The sequence below is a fragment of the Streptomyces sp. NPDC001220 genome (assembly GCF_053597895.1).
Window position 1 is genome coordinate 158656 of sequence record NZ_JBSFJE010000011.1, and the last position, 25499, is coordinate 184154.

The following is a 25499-nucleotide window of genomic DNA, read 5'->3' on the forward strand; positions in this document are numbered from 1 at the left end:
CGGCGCCCCGCGGGAACTCCCCGCAGGGCGCCGCTCGTTCCATCATCAGCCGCCCGATCCTCGCGGCGGCGGCGAACCTTGACTCATCAACAGCGGAATCAGCGCGGTGTCAGCGGCACCGTTGAAGAGGCGACGGAGAGCCGAACGGCCCCTACAGGTCCCCTAGTTCGGAGGCGTACGGCGGCTCCGCACCCGCCCGGGAGCAGGTGATCGCGGCCGCCCGCGCCGCGAATCGCAGCAGCCTTGTCCAGCCGTCGGCGCCCAGTCCCGCAAGCGCCTCGGCGGACAGGGCGTCCTGGGCGGCGAGTCCATGCAGCAGAGCCGCGTTCACGGTGTCCCCGGCGCCGATCGTGTCCACGACGTCGACCTCCTCACCGGGCATGGCGTACACGGTGCCATCGGGAGTGAAGGCGCTGAGACCGTCACCGCCATGGGTGATCACCACAGCGGAGGGGCCCGACTCCAGCCACTCGCGCGGGGTACCGCCCAGCCACAGCGCATCCTCCTCCGAGAGCTTGAGGAGAGTCACCGAGGGCAGCCAGCTCTTGAAACGCGCCCGGTAGGCGTCCGGATCCGTGATCAGACCTGCCCGGATGTTCGGGTCGAGGGCGGTGAACAGACCCTGCCCGGCCGCACTGCGCATCAGCTCCTCGTAGGCGCTCGCCCCCGGTTCCAGGACGAGCGAGAGCGTGCCGAAGGAGACGGCACGGGTCGTGGCGGGCAGGCTGGTTGGTGCGGTGAACAGACGGTCGGCGGTGCCGTCGACATAGAAGGAGTAGGAGGCGGAGCCCTGCGCGTCGATCGTGGCCGCCGCGAGAGTGGTCGGCTCCGTGCCGCGCTCCACGAGGGAGACATCGACTCCCGCGCGCCGTAGCCCGTCCAGCAGGGCCTCGCCGAAGGCGTCGTGCGAGGTGCGGGAGCAGCAGGCGGTGGGGGAGCCGAGGCGGCCGAGGGCCACGGCCGTGTTGTACGGGCCGCCGCCGAGCGCCGGCTGCAGGGCCGCGAGGGCGCCCGCGCCCTGCGGTACCAGGTCGATCAGTGCCTCACCGGCGACGACGATCACGAGACGGTTCCTTCCTCGGGGTACTCGGAGTGCTGGCGGTGCTCTGCCCGCCCGGACTACCCGGACTGCTGGACCTGCCGGGAGCGGACGGACCGCTGACGCGATCCCGCCGACGAGGCCGGCCAGGCCGACCGGGTCCGCGCGGTCGCCCCGCCCTCCTCCTCCTGACAGCCGCACGACGTCCGGTGCGCGAAGGTGCATGGAAGCCGTACGGTCCTGGCGGTCCGGTCGGGTGCGGCCAGCCTTTCGAGAAGCACGCGGACCGCCTCGGCGCCGATCTCCCTGCTGGGCTGGGCGACGGCGGTGAGACGAGGCGAGAACAGATCGGCCCAGGCGAAGTCGTCGAAGCAGCACAGGGCGATGTCCTCCGGCACGGAGAGGCCGTGCGCACGCAGCGCGCGCAGGGCGCCGATGGTCATCGCGTTGTTGGCGGTGACGAGCGCCGTGGGCGGCGCGGTGAGCGCCATCAGGGCGGCGGTGGCCCGCTCGGCTCCGGCGGACTCGGAGTTGCCGGGGACGACCAGACCGTCGTCGAAGGGCAGCCCCGCGGTGGCGAGCCCCTGCCGGTAGCCGGTGATCCGTTCCTCGGTGGTGCTGAGCCCGGGCAGCCCCGCGACCAGGCCGATCCGGCGGTGCCCGAGACCGGCCAGGTGGGCGACGAGCCGGGCCGTCGGCTCGGTGTTCTCGGCGCAGACCTGATCGAAGCGCGGGGCGCTGTCCGCGTGGCCGTCGATCACCCGGTCGAGGAGGACGGCCGGTACGGCATGCCGGTCGAGGTAGGCGAGGAGCGCGCGCGGGTCGGCGGAGGGGGCGACGATCATGCCGTCGACGCGGCGCTCGTGCAGAAGCTGGACGACCTTGCGTTCGTGCTCGGGGTCGTCGTGCGGATCGGCGATGAGCAGGCTGTAGCCGTGCTCCAGGGCGGCGGCCTCGACACCCTGAAGGATCTCTGTGAAGTAGGGATTGCTGATCGCCGACACCGCGAGCCCGATGGAGCGGGTGCGGGAGGTCACCAGGGAGCGGGCGAGGGTGTTGGGTGTGTAGCCCAGTTCCTCGATGGCGTCGAGCACCGCCTGACGTGTGTGGGGCAGCACCGGACGCGTCTCGTTCAGTACATGGGAGACGGTCGCCACGGAGACCCCGGCACTCCGGGCGACGTCGGCCATGGTGGGCATGGGGCTCCCCTCCTTCGTTTCCCGATCTTGGGCAAGGCCTGGGTTCCCTCCCGGGCCGCGGTGGGTCTCCGCCGGGAAGTTACTCCATCCGGGACCTCTGCGTAAACGCTTACGCAAGCGTTTACGTCCGATCGGGTGAACTCTCCCCAGGGCGTGGTCACGCCCTCTCCGCCGCCCGGACCGTCGCCGCCGTCGGGTGAGACGCCCAAGCCCCCCGCCCCCACCGGTCTGCACCTCCGGGCCCTGGGTGCCCCAACCTCGCTCGCACCTCGCCCACAACCCGACCCACCCCGAAAGCGGGACGATCTGCCCGGGTATCGTCGCTCTGCTCGACCACGGCCGCTGCGGCCGGTCACGGCCACCGCTGCAATCGATCCACCCCGCCCCCCCCAAGCCCGCTGGAGCCCCCGATGCCCGCCGACCGATCCTCCGCCAGCCGTCGTACCGTCCTGCGGGGAGCGGCGGTCACACCGGTCGCCGGGCTCGGGCTGGCCGCCTGCTCGGCTCCCGGCGGCGGAGCCTCGGCGGACGCGACGCCGACCGCCCCGGTCGACCTCGGGGCCGAGAGCGAGGTCACCAAGGGCGGCGCGAAGCTCTACCGGGAGCACAACGTCGTCGTCAGCCGGTCCGCCGACGGTGCCCTGAAGGCGTACCACACGATCTGCACGCACGCGGGGTGCCCGATCAACAAGCTCCAGGGCACGACGCTGGTCTGCCCCTGCCACGGCAGCGAGTTCGACGCGGTCACCGGAAAGGTGGTGCGGTCGCCGGCCACCGAGCCCTTGAACGAACTGCCGGTCAAGGCCGCGAACGGCCGGATCGTGGCAGGCCCGGGCGCCTGATCCGGGGGAGCCGGTTCAGCGTCGGGTCATTCCCAGTCCCAGCCGATCCCGAGGAGACCCGGCCGTACCCGGGGCTCGACCAGGTGGACGGAGCGGTGCAGCCCGCTCAGCGGGAGGGCCTGCCGGCCACTGCGCGGGGCCGCCGCGGAGTGCTGGGCGAACCGGTGGCAGTGCGTCGGCAGTGCGTCCGCGGTGAAACGGACCTGGAGGGTGTACTGGCCGCCGGGAAAGCCGAAGTCGCGGACGTACTCGCGGGAGACACCTGCCGTGCCGTCCTCCACGACGTAACGGAAGAGAAAGGTGTCGCCGGAGCGCAGGCGGGTGCCGAAGAGGAGTTCGGCGACGAGCAGGCCGGTCTCCGGGTCCGAACGGACGCGTCCGGTCCGGCAGTTCTCCAGGGCGCGCACGGTCATGTGCTGGGGGGCGCAGCCCGGGTCGCCGTGGTGGACGGCCACGAAGCGGTCGACGCCGTCCCGGTGGGCGCGCACGATGTGCTGCGACTCACGGGCGGCCAGCTCGCGGTGGGCGCCGATCCGCACGCGCTCGTGGTGTCCCAGGGTGTGCAGACCGCCGTCGAGGGACCAGTCGAGTTCGGACTGCAGCCGGTCCAGGACGTCGGAGGCCTCGATCAGGGAGCGGTAGGAGCGGGCGGCGGGGCGGCGTACGGCAGGGCCCTGATCGGCATCGGCGAGCAGCCGGATCAGGGACTCGTCCGGGAGCTGGAGTATCTCCTCCAGTGCCCGGACGGCCCGCAGTGACTCCGGGCGCTGCGGGCGACGAGCTCCCTGCTGCCAGTAGCTCAGGCTGGTGACGCCCACTTTGACCCCGTAGCGCGAGAGATGGTGCTGCACGCGCTGGAGCGGCAGCCCACGGGCGGCGATCGCGGCGCGCAGGGCCACATGGAAGGGGCCGCCGCGCAGGGCTGAGTCCAGTTCCGCGGTGGCGACGTCCGCGTGCTGTATGGCGTGCCGCATGCAGGAGGGCCTTTCTCTTGGGTTCACCACGGCTGGTCAGGCCGTTGGCGGGGGTCCGGGGCCACCCCGTCGGCGTCGGGGCGGCCGCACCTGGGTACGCCGCGTCCGCAGGCCGCTGCTCAGGGCCCCGAGTTCCCCCGCATTGAAGCGTGTTGACCAATCTCCGACAACACCTTCGGCCGGCCGAGGGCGCCCACCTGGCCGAGGCGTGCCCCCGACGCCGGAAGGATCGCGCGGGCGAGAGGGCGCCGTGGTCGCCCGGGGGAGCGAAGCGCGCTCGCGCGCAGGGCGCCGATTTGGCCAGGAAGCCGCGCAAGGTCCGTCGGGATCGACCCAGCGGTTCCGTGCCGGTCACGGGCCGGGCAACGGCCGGGTACGCGTCGGCGGAGTGCCGGGAGGGCTCGCGATGTCACCGAGGTGGCCGATTCCGAGATCCGCCTCCGGGGCGGGCTGGTCTGGCCCCGCCAGCAAGCGCGGGGGCCGCGCTCTGAGGAGCGGAGAGCCGCACGGCGACGGGGGCGCGGCGACGGGGGCGCGGCGACGGGGCTGCACACCGGTCGATCGATCTCAGCCGGTCCGGCCATCCAAGCTGGTCCGGCCAATCCAAACTGGTCCGGCTGGTCCGGCTGGTCCGGCTGGTCCGGCTGGTCCGGCTGGTCCGGCCGGTCCGATCCATCCCGCCGGTCCGAGCCATCCCTCAGTCCCGCCGGCTGGACGGGACCGCCGGTCCCACCGGCCCGTCGGGGTTGTCCACAGGCTCGTCGCGGTGTCGGTGCGCGCCAGTAGGGTGTGAGACATGGCCGACCCCTCCAGCTACCGCCCCAAGCCGGGACAGATCCCGGACTCTCCCGGGGTGTACAGGTTCCGCGACGAGCACCGCCGGGTGATCTACGTCGGAAAGGCGAAGAGCCTGCGCCAGCGCCTGGCGAACTACTTCCAGGACCTGGCGGGCCTGCACCCGCGCACCCGGACGATGGTCACCACCGCCGCGTCCGTGGAGTGGACCGTGGTGTCCACGGAGGTCGAGGCGCTTCAGCTGGAGTACTCCTGGATCAAGGAGTACGACCCCCGGTTCAACGTCAAGTACCGCGACGACAAGAGCTACCCCTACCTCGCGGTGACGATGAACGAGGAGTTTCCGCGCGTCCAGGTGATGCGCGGTCACAAGAAGAAGGGTGTCCGCTACTTCGGGCCGTACGGCCACGCGTGGGCGATCCGGGACACCGTCGACCTGCTGCTGCGCGTGTTCCCGGTGCGCACCTGCTCCGCCGGGGTGTTCAAGAACGCCACCCGCACCGGCCGCCCCTGCCTGCTCGGCTACATCGGCAAGTGCTCCGCCCCCTGCGTCGACCGGATCTCCCCGGAGGACCACCGCGACCTGGCCGAGGAGTTCTGCGACTTCATGGCCGGCCGCACCGGCACCTACCTCCGCCGTCTGGAGAAGCAGATGATGGAGGCCGCCGAGGAGATGGAGTACGAGCGGGCCGCCCGCCTGCGCGACGACATCGAGGCCCTGAAGAAGGCCATGGAGAAGAGCGCGGTCGTGCTCGCCGACGCGACCGACGCCGACCTGATCGCGGTCGCCGAGGACGAGCTGGAGGCGGCCCTCCAGATCTTCCACGTGCGCGGCGGGCGCGTGCGCGGTCAGCGTGGCTGGGTGACCGACAAGGTGGAGGACGTCACGACCGGGGCGCTCGTCGAGCACGCCCTCCAGCAGCTCTACGGCGAGGAGACCGGGGACGCCGTCCCCAAGGAGGTGCTGGTCCCGGCCCTGCCCGAGCCGGTCGAGCCGGTCCAGGAGTGGCTCGCCGGCCGCCGCGGGTCGAACGTCTCGCTGCGCATCCCGCAGCGCGGCGACAAGAAGGCCCTGATGGAGACCGTGCAGCGCAACGCCCAGCAGGCGCTCGCCCTGCACAAGACGAAGCGTGCCTCCGATCTCACCACCCGTTCCCGGGCCCTGGAGGAGATCGCCGACGCCCTGGACCTGGACAGCGCTCCGCTGCGCATCGAGTGCTACGACATCTCGCACCTCCAGGGCGACGACGTCGTGGCCTCCATGGTCGTCTTCGAGGACGGTCTGCAGCGCAAGAGCGAGTACCGCCGCTTCCAGATCAAGGGCTTCGCCGGCCAGGACGACGTGCGCTCCATGCACGAGGTGATCACCCGCCGCTTCCGCCGCTACCTCGCCGAGAAGGAGCGGACCGGCGAGTGGGTGGAGGAGGACGGCACGGACAGCTCCGTCCCGGACGCCGGCGCACCCTCGGACGCCGATGCACCTACGGATGCCGCTGCCCTCACAGCCTTCGGCGCACCCACGCCTTCCGGCGCACCCACACCTCCCGGCGGCGCACCCACAGCCTCTAGCGCACCCCTGGCCGCCGGTCCCCCCACGACCGCCAACACCCCCACCGCCGCCGACCCCGCCGGCACCTCCACGGCAACGGCCGCCGACCCCGCCGGCACCTCCACGGCCACCGACCCCGTCGGCACCCCCACGGCCGCCGACGCCGACGCCGACGCCGACAACGGTCCGATCAACGGGTTCAAGGACGACGACGGCCGGCCCAGGAAGTTCGCCTATCCGCCCCAGCTCGTGGTCGTCGACGGTGGCCAGCCCCAGGTCGCGGCGGCCAAGCGGGCGCTCGACGAGCTGGGCATCGACGACATCGCCGTCTGCGGTCTCGCCAAGCGCCTCGAAGAGGTCTGGCTGCCCGAGGACGACGACCCCGTGGTCCTGCCCCGCACCAGTGAGGGTCTCTACCTGCTCCAGCGCGTCCGCGACGAGGCGCACCGCTTCGCCATCACCTACCAGCGCACCAAGCGCGCCAAGCGTTTCCGCTCCGGCCCGCTGGACGACGTGCCGGGCCTCGGCGAGACCCGCAAACAGGCGTTGATCAAGCATTTCGGCTCGGTGAAGAAGCTGCGGTCCGCCACAATCGAGCAGATCCAGGAGGTACCGGGGATAGGCCGCAAGACGGCCGAGACCATCGCCGTGGCCCTCGCCCAGGCGGCCCCGGCCGCGCCTGCCGTGAACACGGCGACCGGAGAGATCATGGATGACAGGGAAGACGAGGCGCCCGAGACGACGGCGGACGCCTCGGGGGAGCCCGTACCCGCGGGTGCCCCGGACGATCGGGGGCAGGAGAGATGACCGAGCGCGACGCACAGCCCACAGCCCGGCGAGATCCGGCGTTCAGCGAAACACAGGGCGCGCCCAAGGAAACGCACAACGAGGCGGGCCAGGATCAGCCGCAGCAGACGGAAGCGGAAGCGGTCCAGGAAAACGGAGCAGAAGTGAGTACCGATGCCACTCCGGCCGGGGTGCCCGAGGCGGCCATCCCCGAGCTGGTGATCATCTCCGGCATGTCGGGAGCGGGCCGTTCGACGGCGGCCAAGTGTCTGGAGGACCTCGGCTGGTTCGTCGTGGACAACCTCCCGCCGGCCCTCATCCCCACCATGGTCGAGCTGGGCGCCCGCTCCCAGGGCAACGTGGCCCGGATCGCGGTAGTGGTCGACGTGCGCGGCCGGCGCTTCTTCGACAACCTGCGCGAGTCCCTCGCCGACCTCGACAGCCGGGGCGTCACCCGCCGGATCGTCTTCCTGGAGTCCTCGGACGACGCGCTGGTCCGCCGCTTCGAGTCGGTGCGGCGCCCGCACCCCCTGCAGGGCGACGGCCGGATCGTGGACGGCATCGCCGCCGAGCGGGAGCTGCTGCGCGAGCTGCGCGGCGACGCGGACCTGGTGATCGACACCTCCAGCCTGAACGTGCACGAGCTGCGCGCCAAGATGGACGCCCAGTTCGCCGGCGAGGAGGAGCCCGAGCTGCGGGCCACCGTGATGTCGTTCGGCTTCAAGTACGGCCTCCCGGTCGACGCCGACCTGGTCGCCGACATGCGGTTCCTGCCCAACCCGCACTGGGTGCCGGAGCTGCGCCCGTACACCGGCCTCAACGAGGAGGTGTCGGCGTACGTCTTCAACCAGCCGGGCGCCAAGGAGTTCCTCGACCGGTACGCCGAGCTGCTGCGGCTGATCGCGACCGGGTACCGGCGCGAGGGCAAGCGTTATGTGACCATCGCCATCGGCTGCACGGGCGGCAAGCACCGCTCGGTCGCCGTCTCCGAGAAACTCGCCGCCCGTCTGGCCGCAGAGGGAGTGGAGACCGTAGTCGTGCACCGGGACATGGGGCGCGAGTGACCGGACGCTCTCCACGGCTGAGCAGGCTGCGCCGGGTCGTGCCCGAGTCCCGCTCGGGCCGTCCCGTCGAGGCCCGCGGCGCCCGGCCGCGCCGGCGCGGTACCCAGCCCAAGGTGGTCGCCCTGGGTGGCGGCATGGGCCTGTCCGCCTCGCTCGCCGCGCTGCGCCGGATCACCGGCGACCTCACCGCCGTCGTCACCGTGGCCGACGACGGCGGCTCCAGCGGGCGCCTTCGTGACGAACTCGGTGTGCTTCCTCCGGGTGATCTGCGCAAGGCCCTCGCCGCGCTGTGCGGTGACGACGACTGGGGCCAGACCTGGGCCCGGGTCATCCAGCACCGTTTCCAGTCCAAGGGCGACCTGCACGAGCACGCGGTCGGCAATCTGCTGATCGTCGCCCTGTGGGAACAGCTCGGCGACCACGTCCAGGCCCTGGACCTGGTCGGCAAGCTGCTCGGCGCGCACGGGCGGGTGCTGCCCATGTCCGCCGTGCCGCTGGAGCTGCAGGCCCTGGTCAAGGGGCATGATCCGGAGCGGCCGGAGGAGGTGGACATCGTCCGGGGGCAGGCCACGGTGGCGCTGACGCCCGGCGAGGTGCAGTCCGTGCACCTGGTGCCGCACGACCCGCCGGCCGTACCGGAGGCCGTCGCGGCGGTCCTGGACGCGGACTGGGTGGTACTGGGGCCCGGGTCCTGGTTCTCCTCGGTGATCCCGCACCTGCTGGTCCCCGATCTCCTCGACGCGCTCACCGAGACCAAGGCCCGCAAGGTCCTGTCGCTGAACCTCGCACCGCAGCCGGGTGAAACCGAAGGCTTCTCCCCGCAGCGTCATTTGGAGGTTTTGGGCCGACACGCCCCTAAACTCGCCCTGGACGTGGTGCTGGCCGACGAGGCCGCCGTGCCCGACCGCGACTCGCTCACCGAAGCCGCCAAGCGGCTGGGAGCCGCGGTCGAGCTGGGCCCCGTGGCCCGGACCGACGGATCATCCCGGCATGATCCGGAGCTGTTGGCCGCCGCGTACGACCGTATTTTTCGGATGCATGGAAGGATCGGCCCATGGCGATGACGGCAGCGGTGAAGGACGAGATCTCCCGGCTACCCGTCACCCGGACCTGCTGCCGGAAGGCCGAGGTCTCCGCCATTCTGCGGTTCGCGGGCGGCCTCCACCTGGTGAGCGGGCGCATTGTGATCGAGGCGGAGCTGGACACCGCGATGGCGGCCCGGCGCCTCAAGCGGGACATCCTGGAGATCTTCGGACACAGCTCCGAGCTGATCGTGATGGCACCCGGCGGACTGCGCCGCGGCTCGCGCTACGTGGTGCGCGTGGTCGCGGGCGGCGACCAGCTGGCCCGCCAGACCGGGCTCGTGGACGGGCGCGGCCGCCCGATCCGGGGCCTGCCTCCGCAGGTGGTCTCCGGGGCGACCTGCGACGCGGAGGCGGCCTGGCGCGGCGCCTTCCTCGCGCACGGCTCGCTGACCGAGCCCGGCCGTTCGTCCTCCCTGGAGGTGACCTGCCCCGGCCCGGAGGCCGCGCTCGCCCTGGTCGGGGCGGCCCGTCGGCTGTCCATCGCGGCGAAGGCCCGTGAGGTGCGCGGCGTGGACCGGGTGGTCGTCCGGGACGGTGACGCGATCGGCGCGCTGCTGACCCGGCTCGGCGCGCACGAGTCCGTGCTGGCCTGGGAGGAGCGCCGGATGCGCCGCGAGGTGCGGGCCACCGCGAACCGCCTCGCCAACTTCGACGACGCCAACCTGCGCCGCTCGGCGCGCGCGGCCGTCGCCGCCGGTGCCCGGGTCCAGCGGGCCCTGGAGATCCTCGCCGACGAGGTGCCCGAGCACCTCGCGGCGGCCGGCCGGCTGCGGATGGAGCACAAGCAGGCCTCCCTGGAGGAGCTGGGCGCGCTCGCCGACCCGCCGCTCACCAAGGACGCGGTCGCGGGCCGGATCCGCCGTCTGCTGGCGATGGCCGACAAGCGCGCGTCCGACCTGGGCATCCCGGGCACCGAGGCCAACCTCAGTGAGGAGATGGCCGACAACCTCGCAGGCTGAGTCACCGTCAGTACACCGGTGCCGACGACCTCTTCGGCCGTCGGCACCGGTGTTTGCGTCTCTTTTAAGCCACCGTGAACTGTCTGTGAGGCGCCCTTGACTCGATCATGGAGTGTCATGAGCCTGGCAGGGGTTCGCCGCCGTGGCGGACCACTGCTAGGGGGGTTCATGAGACACAGAGCGAGATCGATCCTCGCTGTCGGCGCGCTCCTGATCGGCGGAGCCGCACTCGCGCCCATGGCCCAGGCGCAGACCGGGGGTTCGGCGAAGCCCGACCCCGACGAGGTCAAGGTCTTCCACGCCGACGTCACCAAGAAGCAGATTCCCCTGCTGCTCAAGGCCGGCCAGGACGGCCATGAACTCGGCGACCAGGTCACCGGATCCGGCAAGACCGAAGTCGAGGTCTACCTCACCGACGGACAGGCCCGGACCCTGGAGAAGCAGGGTGTCGACCTCACCGAGCACACGCTGTCGGCCAAGGCGGAGACGCGGGTCGCGGACGCCTCCCAGGGCGTGTTCCGCCCGTACGGCGGCAGCGGCGGGCTCAAGGAGGAGATCCTGCGGACCGCGCAGGCCAACCCCGGCCTCACCAAGGTCGAGTCCATCGGCAAGACGCTGAACGGCCAGGACATCCTCGCGCTCAAACTGACCAAGGGCGCGAAGAAGTCCAAGGACGGTTCCAAGCCCGCCGTGCTCTATGTGTCCAACCAGCACGCGCGCGAATGGATCACGCCGGAGATGACCCGCCGGCTGATGCACTACTACCTGGACAACTACCGCACCGACAAGCGCATCAAGAAGATCGTCGACTCGACCGAACTGTGGTTCGTGCCGTCCGCCAACCCCGACGGCTACGACTACACCTTCCAGAACTCCGACACCCGTCTGTGGCGCAAGAACCTGCGGGACGTCAACGGCGACGGTGTCATCAGCACGGGTGACGGCGTCGACCTCAACCGGAACTTCGGCTACAAGTGGGGCTACGACGACGAGGGTTCGTCCCCCAACCCCACCAGCGAGACCTACCGCGGCGCGAGCCCCGAGTCCGAGCCCGAGACCAGGGCGCTGGACGACTTCGAGAAGCGCGTCGGGTTCACGTACGGCATCAACTACCACTCGGCCGCCGAACTCCTCCTCTACGGGGTCGGCTGGCAGGTGGCCACGCCGACCCCGGACGACGTCCTCTACAAGGCGCTGGCCGGCACCCCGGACAACCCGGCGATCCCCGGCTACCACTCGCAGGTCTCCTCGGAGCTGTACACCACCAACGGCGAGGCGGACGGCCACGCGTCGAACGTCAACGGGATGGCGATGTTCACCCCCGAGATGTCGACCTGCCAGACGGCCTCGAACATCGACCCGAACGACGCCTGGAACGCCGCCGACTGCCAGTCGGTCTTCAACTTCCCGGACGACGAGAAGCTGATCCAGGACGAGTTCGCGAAGAACATCCCCTTCGCGCTCTCTGTCGCCGAGACCGCCGCCCACCCCGACCAGCCGGTCTCCTCGGTCGGCCTGAGCGCCGCCGACTTCACCCCGGCCGCGTTCTCCACGTCGTACTCGCGCGGCGCCGACCAGGAGGTCTCCGTCGTCGTCCGCAAGGCGATCCGCGACAAGGAGCTGAAGTACCGCGTCAACCGCGGCCGTACCCACGACATGGCGCTCAAGCACTGGAAGGGCGGCGAGACCTACGGCGGTGAGGACAACCTCTACTTCGACGAGTACCGGGCCAAGGTGAAGGACGGCGTGCCGGGCGACAAGGTCGAGGTGTGGTTCACCGGGGAGACCAGGAGCGGCAAGAAGGTCTCCAGCTCGCACTTCACGTACACCGTCGCCGAGCGGCCCAAGGCGGACACGCTGGTGGTCGCCGAGGAGGGCGCCAAGGCCACCCAGGCACAGACCTATGTCGACGCGCTGAAGGCGGCCGGACACAAGGCGGTCGTCTGGGACGTCGCCACCCAGGGCGCGCCCGACGCGCTCGGCGTGCTGAAGCACTTCAGGACGGTCGTGCACTACTCGGGCACGAGCGGCCCCGGCAACGACACCCAGCTCCAGCTGCGCGCCTACCTCAACGAGGGCGGCAAGCTGATCGAGGCCGGCGAGCTGGCCGGCGGCAGCGTGAACCTCGGCGACGGCACCCCGTCGAACGACTTCAGCCAGTACTACCTGGGCGCCTACTCCCGCACCTCGACCAGCGGGGCCACCGGATTCACCGGCTCCGGCGCGCTGGACGGCTCCGGTGGCGCGCTCAGCGGCACCTCCGCCAACCCGCTCGACAAGGCCGGGACCTACGCCGTCACCTCCGACGAACTCGCCGCCGACACCTACCCGCAGTTCGCCAGCGCGGGCGCGGGCCAGTTCGCCGGGACCGTCAACCCGTACGGGCCGTACTCGGGGTCGTACATGGCCGCCGCGGTCCACACGGACGACGCCTACAAGCGCCTCACCCGCACCATCGACCTCACCGGTGTCACCGCGGCCGACCAGCCGGCCCTGAGCGCCAAGCTGCTCTGGGACACCGAGCCCGGCTACGACCACGCGGTGGTCGAGGCGCACGTGGTGGGCGCCGACGACTGGACGACGCTGCCCGAGGCGGGCGGTGCCACCAGCGACGCCGTGCCGAGCGAGTGCGGGGCCGGGTTCCTGATCGCCGAGCACCCGTGGCTCAAGCACTACCTGACCATCACCGGCGACCAGTGTGCCGCGAGCGGCACCAGCGGCTCCTGGCACAGCTTCACCGGCAGTTCGGCGGGCTGGCAGTCCGTGAAGTTCGACCTGAGCGCCTACGCCGGGCGGACCGTCGAGGTCTCCATCGGCTACATCACCGACCCGAGCACCGGCGGACACGGCGTCCTCGTCGACGACGCCTCGCTCCTGACCGGCTCCACGGCCACCGAGACCGAGGGCTTCGAAACCTCCCTCGGCCCCTGGAGCGTCAGCGGACCGCCGGCGGGCAGCCCGGCCGTCCTCAAGGACTGGGAGCGCACCGGAGCCCTGTTCAGGACCTACGGAGCCGTCACCACCGACCGCACCGTGCTGCTCGGTTTCGGCCTGGAACAGGTCAGCTCGGCCGCCGACCGTGCCGCTCTGGTGAAGAAGGCGTTGACGGCACTCGACAACTGACGGCGACGGCACTCGACATGTGAGCCGACCCGCTCACGAACGAGTGACAACGGGCTGAAACGCGGTCGGCATTCCGTGACAAAACCGCGTGATACGACCCCCGATCCGGGGCGGTCCGTACCCCTACTGGCGGGTACGGACCGCCTCGCCGTGTATGGGGCATCTGGATGTCACCTCGGGAGCCTCAGGGAGGTAGGGTCGTGGGTGGTCGGGGACATCCCAAATACAGCTCGCCGGCACCGCATGGCCGGCGTACCAACGAGGAGATCGGTTCGTGACGATCCGCGTAGGCATCAACGGCTTCGGCCGTATTGGTCGCAACTACTTCCGCGCGCTGCTGGAGCAGGGTGCAGACATCGAGATCGTGGCTGTCAACGACCTGGGTGACACCGCGACCACCGCCCACCTGCTCAAGTACGACACGATCCTTGGGCGTCTCAAGGCCGAGGTCTCGCACACCGCCGACACCATCACGGTCGACGGTCACACCATCAAGGTCCTGTCCGAGCGCAACCCCTCCGACATTCCGTGGGGTGAGCTGGGCGTCGACATCGTCATCGAGTCGACCGGCATCTTCACCAAGAAGGACGACGCCGCCAAGCACATCGCCGGTGGTGCGAAGAAGGTCCTCATCTCGGCTCCGGCCAAGGACGAGGACATCACCATCGTGATGGGCGTCAACCAGGACAAGTACGACCCGGCGAACCACCACGTCATCTCCAACGCCTCCTGCACCACCAACTGTGTGGCGCCGATGGCGAAGGTCCTCGACGAGAACTTCGGCATCGTCAAGGGCCTGATGACGACGGTGCACGCGTACACCAACGACCAGCGCATCCTGGACTTCCCGCACAAGGACCTGCGTCGCGCGCGTGCCGCCGCCGAGAACATCATCCCGACCACCACCGGTGCCGCGAAGGCCACCGCGCTGGTCCTGCCGCAGCTCAAGGGCAAGCTCGACGGCATCGCGATGCGCGTCCCGGTCCCGACCGGCTCGGCCACCGACCTGGTCGTGACGCTGCAGCGCGAGGTCACCAAGGACGAGGTCAACGCCGCGTTCAAGAAGGCCTCCGAGGACGGCGACCTGAGCGGCTACCTGGCCTACACCGAGGACGAGATCGTCTCCTCGGACATCGTCGGCGACCCGGCCTCCTGCACCTTCGACTCCTCCCTGACCATGGTCCAGGAGGGCAACACGGTGAAGATCCTCGGCTGGTACGACAACGAGTGGGGCTACTCCAACCGCCTCGTCGACCTCACGGTCTTCGTCGGCAACCAGCTCTGATCGGCCAAGCAGGCACCTCGATGCGGTAGCAGGGCTCGGGCAGCGCACGGTCGCGCCGCCCGAGCCCTGACGCACGTATGGATCGACCCGGCGGCTACGGTTCGATCAGCCCTCGTACGATCAAGAGCCCTCCTGTAGGAGTCCCCAAACCATGAAGACGATCGACGAACTCCTCGCCGAAGGGGTCGACGGCAAGCGGGTCTTCGTCCGCGCCGACCTCAACGTGCCGATGTCCGACGGCCTCATCACCGACGACGGCCGCATCCGCGCCGTCCTGCCCACCGTCAAGGCCCTCGCCGACGCGGGCGCCAAGGTGGTCGTCGCCTCCCACCTGGGCCGTCCCAAGGGCGCCCCGGACCCCAAGTTCTCCCTGCTCCAGGCCGCCGAGCGGCTCGCCGAACTCCTCGGCGCCCCGGTCGCCTTCGCCCAGGACACCGTCGGCCCCGCCGCCCACGACGCGGTGAACGGCCTGCAGCCCGGCCAGGTCGCGGTCATCGAGAACCTGCGCTTCAACGCCGGCGAGACCGCCAAGGACGACACCGAGCGCGGTGAGTTCGCCGACCAGCTGGCCGCCCTCGCGGACGTCTACGTCGGCGACGGCTTCGGCGCCGTGCACCGCAAGCACGCCTCCGTCTACGACCTCCCGGCCCGGCTGCCGCACTACGCCGGCTACCTGATCGCCACCGAGGTCGGCGTCCTGAAGAAGCTCACCGAGGACGTCCAGCGCCCCTACGTGGTGGTGCTCGGCGGCGCCAAGGTCTCCGACAAGCTCGCCGTCATCGACGAACTGCTCGGCAAGGCCGACCGCCTCCTCATCGGCGGCGGCATGGTCTACACCTTCCTCAAGGCCAAGGGGTACGAGGTCGGCAGCTCCCTCCTCCAGGAGGACCAGCTCGGCACCGTCACCGAGTACCTGGAGCGCGCCGAGAAGACCGGCGTGGAGATCGTCCTGCCCGTCGACACGCTGGTCGCGCCCGAGTTCCCGGACCTGTCGGGCAAGGCCCCGTCCCAGCCCAGCACGGTCGCCGCGGACGCCATGCCGGCCGGCCAGATGGGGCTGGACATCGGCCCGGAGACGGCCAAGCTGTACGCCTCGAAGCTCGCCGACGCCGCCACCGTCTTCTGGAACGGCCCGATGGGCGTCTTCGAGCACCCCGACTACGCCGCGGGCACCCGGGCGGTCGCCCAGGCTCTCGTCGAGTCCAAGGGCTTCACCGTCGTCGGCGGCGGTGACTCCGCAGCCGCCGTGCGCATCCTCGGCTTCGACGAGAACGCGTTCGGACACATCTCGACCGGTGGCGGCGCCTCCCTCGAATACCTCGAGGGCAAGACGCTCCCCGGCCTCGCCGCACTGGAGGACTGACCCACATGAGCACGCGCACGCCGATCATGGCGGGCAACTGGAAGATGAACCTCAACCACCTCGAGGCCATCGCGCACGTCCAGAAGCTCGCCTTCGCCCTGGCCGACAAGGACTACGAGGCCGTCGAGGTCGCCGTCCTGCCGCCCTTCACCGACCTGCGGTCCGTGCAGACCCTGGTCGACGGCGACAAGCTCAAGATCAAGTACGGTGCCCAGGACCTCTCGGCGCACGACTCCGGCGCCTACACCGGCGAGATCTCCGGCCCGATGCTGACCAAGCTGAAGTGCACGTACGTGGTCATCGGCCACTCCGAGCGCAGGCAGTACCACGCCGAGACCGACGAGATCGTGAACGCCAAGGTCAAGACCGCCTACAAGCACGGTCTGACCCCGATCCTGTGCGTCGGCGAGGAACTGGAGGTCCGCGAGGCGGGCAACCACGTCTCCCACACCCTCGCCCAGGTCGAGGGCGGCCTCAAGGACGTCCCGGCCGAGCAGGCCGAGTCGGTCGTGATCGCCTACGAGCCCGTCTGGGCCATCGGCACCGGCAAGGTCTGTGGTTCCGGGGACGCCCAGGAGGTCTGCGCCGCGATCCGCGGCAAGGTCGCCGAGCTGTACAGCCAGGAGCTGGCCGACCAGGTCCGCATCCAGTACGGCGGCTCCGTCAAGGCCGGCAACGTGGCCGAGATCATGGCGCAGGCCGACATCGACGGCGCGCTGGTCGGCGGCGCCTCGCTGGACGCCGACGAATTCGTCAAGATCGTGCGCTTCCGCGACCAGTGAGCAGAACTGCGAGTAGGCGGTAGCGGCGATCCGTCGTACCCTTGCGGGGCCGAAACTGTTACGAGGAGCCCGCTCCGGGCTTCGATCCCGGTTTCGGCCCCGCAGTCCATCCGTATCCGAGGAAGTTGGTCCAGCCGTGGTTTTGGGGTTCTCGATCGCCCTGATCGTCTTCAGCCTGCTGCTGATGCTGCTGGTGCTGATGCACAAGGGCAAGGGCGGCGGCCTCTCCGACATGTTCGGTGGCGGCATGCAGTCCTCCGTCGGCGGCTCCTCGGTCGCCGAGCGGAACCTGGACCGGATCACCGTGGTGATCGGTCTGCTGTGGTTCGCGTGCATCATCGTCCTCGGCATGCTGATGAAGACGAACAGCTGATCCGCGACTCGCACACACGCACAATCCGCACGTAAGGCCCCATGTTCGGTACGCGCACCTGAGCGCGGCCTATCATGGGGCTTGCGTCTAGGTGCGGGGGCGGTAACTCCCAACACTGGACGCGCGTTGGGCCTTACGTAGACTGAGGCGCTCGCAACGAAGCGACACGCCGACTCGCTTCGCGGCACCATCACGCAGGGAGTTACGACCGTGGCAAGTGGCAACGCGATCCGAGGTAGCCGGGTCGGGGCGGGGCCGATGGGCGAGGCCGAGCGCGGCGAGTCCGCGCCGCGTCTGCGCATCTCCTTCTGGTGCTCCAACGGGCACGAGACGCAGCCCAGCTTCGCCAGCGACGCGCAGGTGCCCGAGACCTGGGACTGCCCGCGCTGCGGCTTCCCGGCCGGTCAGGACCGGGACAACCCGCCGGACCCGCCGCGCACCGAGCCGTACAAGACGCACCTCGCGTATGTACGGGAGCGGCGCAGCGACGCGGACGGCGAGGCGATCCTCGCCGAGGCGCTCGCCAAACTGCGGGGCGAGATCTAGGAGTTGAGGCCGGCCAGGTGCCTGAGGGCGCCTGGCCGGAGCTGTCTTCGCGGCCGGGACCCGGGCCGTTGTCAGTGGTGCCCTCTACGGTTTGTGCATCGGCGAATCGTGAGGGGGCGATGATGACGGGGCAGGAGCGGGCGCCCGCCTGGCGCGGGGGATTCGGGCGGCTGTGGACGGCCGCCGTGGTCTCCCGGTTCGGAGACGCGTTACGGACGTCCGCGCTGCCCCTGCTGGCCGCGCGCCTGACCGACGATCCTCTCGCCATCGCCTCGGTGACCGCCTGTGGCTATGTGCCGTGGCTGCTGTTCGGACTGCTCGGTGGCGCCGTCGCGGACCGGGTGGACCAGCGGCGCGCGATGTGGGCCGTGGACACGGTACGGGGGCTGCTCGTCGCCGCCTTCGCCCTCGCCGTGGGGCTCGGTCACGCCTCGATCCCGCTGCTGCTCGTGCTCGCCTTCGCGCTGACCACGCTCCAGACGCTCTTCGACAACGCGTCCACGGCCCTGCTGCCCTCCCTGGTCGACCGGCAGACACTGGGCGGGGCCAACGCCCGGCTGATGACCGGACAGCAGATCGCCGGCGGCCTGCTCGGCGCCCCGCTCGTTCCGCTGCTCCTGACGGCCGGCGCGTTCATGCCCTTCGCGGCCGACGCGAGCACCTACCTGGCGGCCGCGGCCCTGGTCGCCTCCCTGCGGACACGGCCACCCGAGCGGGCGCCGCGCCCGGCCGGCAGCACCCTGCGCACCGAGATCGGCGAAGGCCTGCGCGCCCTGTGGCAGGACCGCGCCCTGCGCGCCACCTGCGTGGCCACCCTGCTCTGCAACATCGGCATGGGCGCCCTGATCGCCACCCTGGTGCTGCACGTCACGCGCTGGCTGCAGGCCGGCACCGCGGGATACGCGGCGGCCATGACCGCGTTCTCGGTCGGCAGCATCACCGGCGGCTTCCTCGCCCAGCGCATCGCCCGCCGCACCGGGCGGGTGCGCGCCCTGCTGGTCGCCGGGACCGTCCAGACGTCGTCCCTGCTCCTCATCGGCACCGTCCGGCACCTCGGCGCGCTCGTCGCCGGGATGCTGCTGCTCGGCGCGATGAACATGGTGTGGAACGTCAACCAGGTCACGCTGATGCAGCAACGCGCGCCCGAGTCGATGACCGGCCGGATCGCCGCCGCCTTCCGCACCTCCTCCACGTCCGGCGCACCGCTCGGCGCCCTCCTCGGCGGAGCCGTCGCCGGGGCGTACGGCCTGAACGGGCCCGCGCTGCTCGCCGCCGTCCTGTTCGGTCTGGCCGTCACCTCGTTGATACCGGTGCGCAAGCCGGACGTACCTGTTGTTGCGCCGCGGAACGGCGCGACAGCAGGCCGCGTCCCAAGCTGATCAATTAGGTTGGAACGGCAGCGGGGCAGGTACGCAACAGGACAGGTGCAAGGAAGAAGGCTGAAGTCGCACATGAACGCAGACGGCCGTACCAGGCTCAATCAGACGCCCGAGTGGACCGCGCTCGCCAAGCACCGGGAGGAGCACGCCGACACCCATCTGCGGGACCTGTTCGCGGCCGACCCGGCGCGCGGCACGGGCTACACCCTCCAGGTCGGTGACCTCCACATCGACTACTCGAAGCACCTGGTCAACGACGAGACGCTGCGGCTGCTGCGCGAGCTGGCCGCCGCCACCGACGTCTTCGGCCTGCGGGACGCCATGTTCCGCGGCGAGAAGATCAACGTCACCGAGAACCGCGCGGTGCTGCACACGGCGCTGCGCGCCCCGCGGGACGCGGTGATCGAGGTCGACGGAGAGAACGTCGTACCGCAGGTGCACGCGGTCCTGGACAAGATGAGCGGCTTCGCCGACCGCGTGCGCTCCGGCGCCTGGACCGGCCACACCGGCAAGCGCATCAAGAACGTGGTCAACATCGGCATCGGCGGCTCCGACCTCGGTCCCGCGATGGCCTACGAGGTGCTGCGCAGCTTCACCGACCGCGATCTCACGGTCCGCTTCGTGTCCAACGTGGACGGCGCCGACCTGCACGAGGCCACCCGCGACCTGGACGCGGCGGAGACGCTGTTCATCATCGCCTCGAAGACCTTCACCACCATCGAGACGATCACCAACGCCACCTCCGCCCGCAACTGGGTGCTGGGCGAGCTGAAGGCCGGTCAGGACGCGGTCGCCAAGCACTTCGTGGCCCTCTCCACGAACTCCGAGAAGGTGTCGGACTTCGGCATCGACACGGCCAACATGTTCGAGTTCTGGGACTGGGTCGGCGGCCGCTACTCCTACGACTCGGCCATCGGCCTCTCGCTGATGATCGCGATCGGCCCGGACCGCTTCCGCGAGATGCTCGACGGCTTCCACCTGGTCGACGAGCACTTCCGCACCGCCCCCGCCGAGTCCAACGTCCCGCTCCTGCTGGGGCTGCTGGGCATCTGGTACGACAACTTCCACGACGCCCAGTCGCACGCGGTCCTGCCGTACAGCCACTACCTGTCGAGGTTCACGGCGTACCTCCAGCAGCTGGACATGGAGTCCAACGGCAAGCACGTGGCGCGGGACGGCAAGGAGGTCGAGTGGACGACCGGTCCGGTCGTCTGGGGCACGCCCGGCACCAACGGGCAGCACGCCTACTACCAGTTGATCCACCAGGGCACGAAGCTGATCCCGGCGGACTTCATCGGCTTCGCCGAGCCGGTCGCCGAGCTGAGCGGCGAACTCAAGGCGCAGCACGACCTGTTGATGGCGAACTTCTTCGCCCAGACGCAGGCGCTGGCCTTCGGCAAGACGGCCGAGGAGGTCCGCGCGGAGGGTGTGCCGGAGGAGCTCGTCGCGCACAAGACCTTCAAGGGCAACCGCCCGACGACCACCATCCTCGCCCGCGAACTGACCCCGTCGGTCCTCGGCCAGCTCGTCGCCCTCTACGAGCACAAGGTGTTCACCCAGGGCGCCGTCTGGAACATCGACTCCTTCGACCAGTGGGGCGTGGAGCTCGGCAAGGTCCTCGCCAAGCGCGTGGAACCGGCACTGACGGAGGGCACGGAGGTACCCGGCCTGGACCCGTCGACGACGGCCCTGGTGGCCAAGTACCGCGAGCTGCGCGGGCGTTAGGCCCGGGGAATGAAGAACCCGCCCGGGGAATGAAGAACCCGTACGGCCACCGGGCCGTACGGGCTCTCCACTGGTTTTCAGGACCTCGTCACGGCGAAGCCGGTGGGTACAGCGAGCGGGGTAGCTGGGACGCTGCTGCCGCGTCCAGGAGCCAGAGGGTGCGCCGGCGGCCCTGGGCGCCCGCTGCCGGGGCCTGGATCTCGCCCGCGCCCGAGAGGGCGATGGCGACGGCCTCGGCCTTGTCCTCGCCCGCCGCCAGCAGCCAGACCTCGCGGGCCGAGCGGATGGCGGGGAGGGTGAGGGAGACCCGGGTCGGCGGCGGCTTCGGGGAGCCGTGGACGCCCACCACCGTGCGTTCCGTCTCCCGGACCGCGGGCAGCTCCGGGAAGAGCGAGGCCACGTGGGTGTCCGGGCCGACGCCCAGCATCAGGACGTCGAAGGTGGGCACCGAGCCGTGGTTCTCCGGGCCGGCCGCGCGGGCCAGTTCCGCGGCGTAGGACTCGGCGGCCGCCTCCACGTCCGCGCCCCAGGGGCCGTCCGACGCGGGCATGGCGTGCACGCGCTTCGGGTCCACCGGCACCTGGTCGAGCAAGGCCTCGCGGGCCTGGGTGTCATTGCGCTCCGGGTCGCCCTCGGGCAGGAAGCGTTCGTCGCCCCACCACAGGTCGAGCCGGCCCCAGTCGATGGCGTCCCGCGCCGGAGCCGCCGCGAGGGCCGCGAGCAGACCGTTGCCGTTGCGGCCGCCCGTGAGGACCACGGACGCCTCGCCCCGGGAGGCCTGGGCGTCCACGATCTTCGTGATCAGGCGGGCCGCGGCGGCCTGCGCCATCAGCTCCTTGTCGTGGTGCACGACCAGCTGGGGGGTGCTCATGGTGCCTTCACCCTCTTCTTCAGCGGTTCCTTCGCCGCCGCTTCGGGCGCGGCAGCTTCCGGGGCAGCGGCTTCGGCGGCCGGTTCTCCTTTGGCCGACGGCTCGGGCGCCTGGGCCTCAGGAGTGGCCTGGGCGGCCGGAGCGGCCGGAGCCTCCGGTTCCGCGGCCGGCGAGGCCGACGCGTTCAGCCGCTCCACACCGAACCGCAGGGCCGAGGCGTAGGTGTCGTCCGGGTCGAGCCGCCGCAGTTCCTCCGCGATCAGCTCGGCCGTCTCCCGCCGCTTCAGCGCCACCGCCCGGTCCGGCTGGCCGTCGATGGACAGGGTGGCGAGGGAGCCGTCCGCGCGGTCGAGCGCGATCGCCCCCTGGCTGGTGTCGAGACGGACCGCCGTCAGGCCGGGGCCCGACGAGAGGGAGCGCTTGACGGGGACGTCCAGCCGGTCCGCGAGCCACATCGCCAGCAGCTCACAGCTCGGGTTGAACTCCTCGCCCTCCACCTCGACGGCCTTGACCTCGCAGACCACCTGGTCCAGGGCCGCCGCCAGCATCGAGCGCCAGGGCGTGATCCGGGTCCAGGACAGGTCCGTGTCGCCGGGGGTGTAGGCGTCCGCGCGGGCGGACAGCTCCCGTACCGGCTGCTCGGAGGAGTAGGTGTCGGTGACCCGGCGCTGGGCGAGGGCGCCCAGCGGATCCTTCGCCGGGTCGAGCGGGGCGTTGACCGGCCACCAGACGACGACCGGGGCGTCCGGCAGCAGCAGCGGCAGCACGACCGAGTCGGCGTGGTCGGCGACCTCGCCGTACAGCCGCAGCAGCACCGTCTCGCCGGAGCCCGCGTCCGCGCCCACCCGGACCTCGGCGTCCAGGCGGGAGGCCGTACGGTCGCGGGGGGAACGGGAGACACGCTTGATGACGACCAGCGTGCGCGAGGGGTGCTCGTGCGAGGCGTCGCCGGCGGCCTTCAGGGCGTCGTACGCGTTCTCCTCGTCGGTGACGATGACGAGGGTGAGCACCATGCCCACGGCGGGCGTGCCGATGGCCCGGCGGCCCTGTACCAGCGCCTTGTTGACCTTGCCGGCCGTGGTGTCCGTGAGGTCTATCTTCATGGCCGGCGCCAGCTCCGTCCGTCTCGTGCGAGCATCTCGTCGGCCTCGGCGGGACCCCAGGTGCCCGACGGGTACTGGGCGGGCCTGCCGTGCTGGTCCCAGTAGTCCTCGATCGGGTCGAGGATCTTCCAGGACAGCTCGACCTCCTCCGTGCGCGGGAAGAGGTTGGCGTCGCCGAGCAGCACGTCCAGGATCAGCCGCTCGTAAGCCTCCGGCGAGGACTCGGTGAACGACTCGCCGTAGGCGAAGTCCATCGACACGTCCCGGATCTCCATCGAGGTGCCCGGCACCTTGGAGCCGAAGCGGACCGTGATGCCCTCGTCCGGCTGGACGCGGATGACGATCGCGTTCTGGCCCAGCTCCTCCGTCGCCGTGTGGTCGAAGGGGGAGTGCGGGGCCCGCTGGAAGACCACCGCGATCTCGGTGACGCGGCGGCCCAGACGCTTGCCGGTGCGCAGGTAGAAGGGGACACCCGCCCAGCGGCGGTTGTCGATCTCGACCTTGATCGCGGCGTAGGTGTCGGTCTTCGACTTGCCGTCGATGCCGTCCTCTTGGAGGTACCCGGTGACCTTCTCGCCGCCCTGCCAGCCGGCCGCGTACTGGCCGCGCACGGTGTGCTTGCCCAGGTCGTCCGGCAGCCGTACGGCGCCGAGCACCTTCTCCTTCTCGGCGGCCAGCGCGTCCGCGTCGAAGGAGGCGGGCTCCTCCATCGCGGTCAGGGCCATCAGCTGGAGCAGGTGGTTCTGGATGACGTCACGGGCGGCACCGATGCCGTCGTAGTAGCCGGCGCGGCCGCCGATACCGATGTCCTCGGCCATGGTGATCTGCACGTGGTCCACGAAGGACCGGTTCCAGATCGGCTCGAACATGGTGTTGGCGAAACGCAGCGCCAGGATGTTCTGGACGGTCTCCTTGCCGAGGTAGTGGTCGATCCGGAACACCTGGTCCGGTTCGAACACCTCGTGCACGACCTTGTTGAGCGCCTCGGCCGACTTCAGGTCGTGGCCGAAGGGCTTCTCGATGACCGCGCGCCGCCAGGAGCCGCCGCTCTGGTCCGCCAGGCCGTGCTTCTTCAGCTGCTGGATGACGACCGGGAAGGACCGCGGCGGGACGGACAGGTAGAAGGCGAAGTTGCCTCCGGTGCCCTGCGCCTTGTCCAGCTCCTCGATGGTGGAGCGGAGCCGCTCGAAGGCGTCGTCGTCGTCGAAGGTGCCCTGGACGAAGCGCATCCCCTGGATGAGCTGCTGCCAGACCTCCTCGCGGAACGGGGTGCGGGCGTGTTCCTTGACGGCGTCGTGGACCTCGGCGGCGAAGTCCTCGTTGGCCCACTCGCGGCGGGCGAAGCCGACCAGGGAGAAGCCCGGCGGCAGCAGACCCCGGTTGGCGAGGTCGTAGACCGCGGGCATGAGCTTCTTGCGGGAGAGGTCGCCCGTGACGCCGAAGATGACCAGACCGGACGGTCCCGCGATACGCGGGAGCCGTCGGTCTGCGGGGTCACGCAGCGGGTTGCTGCTCGACAATTTAGCCCTCCGAGGGGGCCAGGCGCTCCAGCTCCGCCTGGGTCGACTTGAGCAGGTCGTTCCAGGAGGCCTCGAACTTCTCGACGCCCTCGTCCTCCAGAACCTGGACCACGTCGTCGTACGAGATGCCCAGCCGCTCGACGGCGTCGAGGTCGGCGCGGGCCTGCTCGTAGGTGCCGGTGATCGTGTCGCCGGTGATGCCGCCGTGGTCCTCGACCGCGAGGAGGGTGGCCTCCGGCATGGTGTTCACGGTGTTCGGCGCGACCAGGTCGTCGACGTACAGGGTGTCCTTGTACGCCGGGTCCTTCACACCGGTCGACGCCCACAGCGGACGCTGCTTACGCGCGCCCGCGTTCTCGAGCGCCTGCCAGCGGCCGGAGGAGAAGACCTCCTCGTACGCCTGGTAGGCGAGCCGGGCGTTGGCGACGGCGGCCTTGCCGCGCAGCGCCTTGGCCTCGTCGGTGCCCAGGTCGTTCAGGCGCTTGTCGATCTCGGTGTCCACACGGGACACGAAGAACGACGCCACCGAACGGATGAGCGAGAGGTCCAGGCCGCGCTCCTTGGCCTTCTCCAGGCCGGAGAGGTAGGCGTCCATGACCTCGCGGTAGCGCTCCAGCGAGAAGATCAGCGTGACGTTGACGCTGATGCCGAGGCCGATGACCTCGGTGATCGCCGGCAGACCCGCCCTGGTGGCCGGGATCTTGATGAGCGTGTTGGGGCGGTCCACCAGCCAGGCCAGCTGCCTGGCCTCGGCGACGGTCGCCTTGGTGTTGTGCGCCAGGCGCGGGTCGACCTCGATCGACACGCGGCCGTCCTGGCCGTCGGTCGCGTCGTACACCGGGCGCAGGATGTCGGCGGCGTCGCGGACGTCCGCCGTGGTGATCATGCGGACGGCCTCTTCGACCGTGACCTTGCGGGCGGCGAGGTCCGACAGCTGCTGGTCGTAGCCGTCGCCCTGCGAGATCGCCTTCTGGAAGATCGTCGGGTTGGTGGTGACGCCCACGACGTGCTGCTGGTCGATCAGCTCGGCGAGATTGCCGGACGTGATCCGCTTGCGCGACAGGTCGTCCAGCCAGATCGCGACGCCTTCTTCGGAGAGGCGCTTGAGTGCGTCTGTCATGGAATTACATCTCCTAC

The 25499-nt window shown here is 70.6% G+C and carries 20 protein-coding genes; 13 read left to right on the forward strand and 7 right to left on the reverse strand.

Annotation, left to right across the window (positions count from 1 at the left end; all coding sequences use genetic code 11):
• Window positions 1-151: 151 nt before the first annotated feature.
• Both ACWDGI_RS26130 and ACWDGI_RS26135 read right to left on the reverse strand, forming a co-directional pair.
• Window positions 152-1063, reverse strand: a complete 912-nt coding sequence (locus tag ACWDGI_RS26130; RefSeq protein ID WP_450762865.1) for a carbohydrate kinase family protein — start codon at window positions 1061-1063, stop codon at window positions 152-154.
• Between the two features lie 56 nt (window positions 1064-1119).
• On the reverse strand, window positions 1120-2238 hold the full coding sequence (locus ACWDGI_RS26135; protein WP_450762867.1) for a LacI family DNA-binding transcriptional regulator: 1119 nt from the start codon (window positions 2236-2238) through the stop codon (window positions 1120-1122).
• Window positions 2239-2648: 410 nt separating this feature from the next.
• Here ACWDGI_RS26135 and ACWDGI_RS26140 point away from each other — a divergent pair, with 410 nt between their 5' ends.
• Window positions 2649-3080, forward strand: coding sequence for a Rieske (2Fe-2S) protein (locus ACWDGI_RS26140; protein WP_450762869.1), 432 nt, complete (start codon window positions 2649-2651; stop codon window positions 3078-3080).
• A gap of 26 nt (window positions 3081-3106) precedes the next feature.
• Here the strand turns inward: ACWDGI_RS26140 and ACWDGI_RS26145 are convergent, their stop codons facing one another.
• Window positions 3107-4054, reverse strand: coding sequence for a hypothetical protein (locus tag ACWDGI_RS26145; protein ID WP_450762871.1), 948 nt, complete (start codon window positions 4052-4054; stop codon window positions 3107-3109).
• Window positions 4055-4850: 796 nt separating this feature from the next.
• Between ACWDGI_RS26145 and uvrC the strand changes: the two genes are divergently transcribed.
• The 12 genes from uvrC to pgi all read left to right on the forward strand — a co-directional run bounded on the left by uvrC (window position 4851) and on the right by pgi (window position 20868).
• Window positions 4851-7205 carry an excinuclease ABC subunit UvrC gene (gene uvrC, locus ACWDGI_RS26150; protein WP_450762873.1) on the forward strand — a complete coding sequence of 785 codons (2355 nt, stop codon included), beginning with the start codon at window positions 4851-4853 and terminating at the stop codon, window positions 7203-7205.
• On the forward strand, window positions 7202-8248 hold the full coding sequence (gene rapZ, locus ACWDGI_RS26155; RefSeq protein WP_450762875.1) for an RNase adapter RapZ: 1047 nt from the start codon (window positions 7202-7204) through the stop codon (window positions 8246-8248). Before uvrC ends, rapZ begins: the two co-directional genes overlap by 4 nt.
• The gene (locus tag ACWDGI_RS26160) at window positions 8245-9312 is read left to right on the forward strand and encodes a gluconeogenesis factor YvcK family protein (RefSeq protein WP_450762877.1); all 1068 of its coding nucleotides are present in this window, start codon (window positions 8245-8247) and stop codon (window positions 9310-9312) included. The genes rapZ and ACWDGI_RS26160 overlap by 4 nt, the downstream gene beginning before the upstream one ends.
• Entirely contained in the window at window positions 9303-10292 is a 990-nt protein-coding gene (gene whiA, locus ACWDGI_RS26165) for a DNA-binding protein WhiA (protein WP_360481844.1), read from the forward strand. Before ACWDGI_RS26160 ends, whiA begins: the two co-directional genes overlap by 10 nt.
• A 168-nt stretch (window positions 10293-10460) precedes the next feature.
• Window positions 10461-13415, forward strand: coding sequence for a M14 family zinc carboxypeptidase (locus ACWDGI_RS26170; RefSeq protein WP_450762879.1), 2955 nt, complete (start codon window positions 10461-10463; stop codon window positions 13413-13415).
• Window positions 13416-13689: 274 nt separating this feature from the next.
• Window positions 13690-14700: a type I glyceraldehyde-3-phosphate dehydrogenase gene (gene gap, locus ACWDGI_RS26175; protein ID WP_450762881.1), complete on the forward strand. Its 1011-nt coding sequence runs from the start codon at window positions 13690-13692 to the stop codon at window positions 14698-14700.
• A 151-nt stretch (window positions 14701-14851) separates the two neighbouring features.
• Window positions 14852-16063, forward strand: coding sequence for a phosphoglycerate kinase (locus ACWDGI_RS26180; RefSeq protein ID WP_450762883.1), 1212 nt, complete (start codon window positions 14852-14854; stop codon window positions 16061-16063).
• Between the two features lie 5 nt (window positions 16064-16068).
• Window positions 16069-16845, forward strand: a complete 777-nt coding sequence (gene tpiA / locus ACWDGI_RS26185; RefSeq protein ID WP_450762885.1) for a triose-phosphate isomerase — start codon at window positions 16069-16071, stop codon at window positions 16843-16845.
• Window positions 16846-16981: 136 nt separating this feature from the next.
• Window positions 16982-17218 carry a preprotein translocase subunit SecG gene (gene secG, locus ACWDGI_RS26190; RefSeq protein ID WP_079178834.1) on the forward strand — a complete coding sequence of 79 codons (237 nt, stop codon included), beginning with the start codon at window positions 16982-16984 and terminating at the stop codon, window positions 17216-17218.
• Between the two features lie 210 nt (window positions 17219-17428).
• Window positions 17429-17764 carry an RNA polymerase-binding protein RbpA gene (locus tag ACWDGI_RS26195; protein ID WP_003976875.1) on the forward strand — a complete coding sequence of 112 codons (336 nt, stop codon included), beginning with the start codon at window positions 17429-17431 and terminating at the stop codon, window positions 17762-17764.
• Between the two features lie 119 nt (window positions 17765-17883).
• A complete protein-coding gene (locus ACWDGI_RS26200; protein WP_450762887.1) occupies window positions 17884-19143 on the forward strand; it encodes an MFS transporter in 1260 nt (419 codons plus the stop codon).
• 72 nt (window positions 19144-19215) lie between these two features.
• On the forward strand, window positions 19216-20868 hold the full coding sequence (gene pgi, locus ACWDGI_RS26205) for a glucose-6-phosphate isomerase (RefSeq protein ID WP_450762889.1): 1653 nt from the start codon (window positions 19216-19218) through the stop codon (window positions 20866-20868).
• A gap of 88 nt (window positions 20869-20956) precedes the next feature.
• Here pgi and pgl read toward each other — a convergent pair whose 3' ends face one another.
• Genes pgl through tal form a run of 4 tightly spaced genes read right to left on the reverse strand, consistent with a single transcriptional unit; the run spans window position 20957 to window position 25482 of the window.
• Window positions 20957-21739 (reverse strand): 6-phosphogluconolactonase, encoded by a 783-nt coding sequence (pgl, locus tag ACWDGI_RS26210; RefSeq protein WP_450762891.1) that lies wholly within the window; start codon window positions 21737-21739, stop codon window positions 20957-20959.
• A complete protein-coding gene (opcA, locus tag ACWDGI_RS26215) occupies window positions 21736-22842 on the reverse strand; it encodes a glucose-6-phosphate dehydrogenase assembly protein OpcA (protein WP_450762893.1) in 1107 nt (368 codons plus the stop codon). Before opcA ends, pgl begins: the two co-directional genes overlap by 4 nt.
• Entirely contained in the window at window positions 22839-24362 is a 1524-nt protein-coding gene (zwf, locus tag ACWDGI_RS26220; RefSeq protein ID WP_450762895.1) for a glucose-6-phosphate dehydrogenase, read from the reverse strand. Before zwf ends, opcA begins: the two co-directional genes overlap by 4 nt.
• Window position 24363: 1 nt before the next feature.
• On the reverse strand, window positions 24364-25482 hold the full coding sequence (gene tal, locus ACWDGI_RS26225; protein WP_450762897.1) for a transaldolase: 1119 nt from the start codon (window positions 25480-25482) through the stop codon (window positions 24364-24366).
• Window positions 25483-25499: the final 17 nt, after the last annotated feature.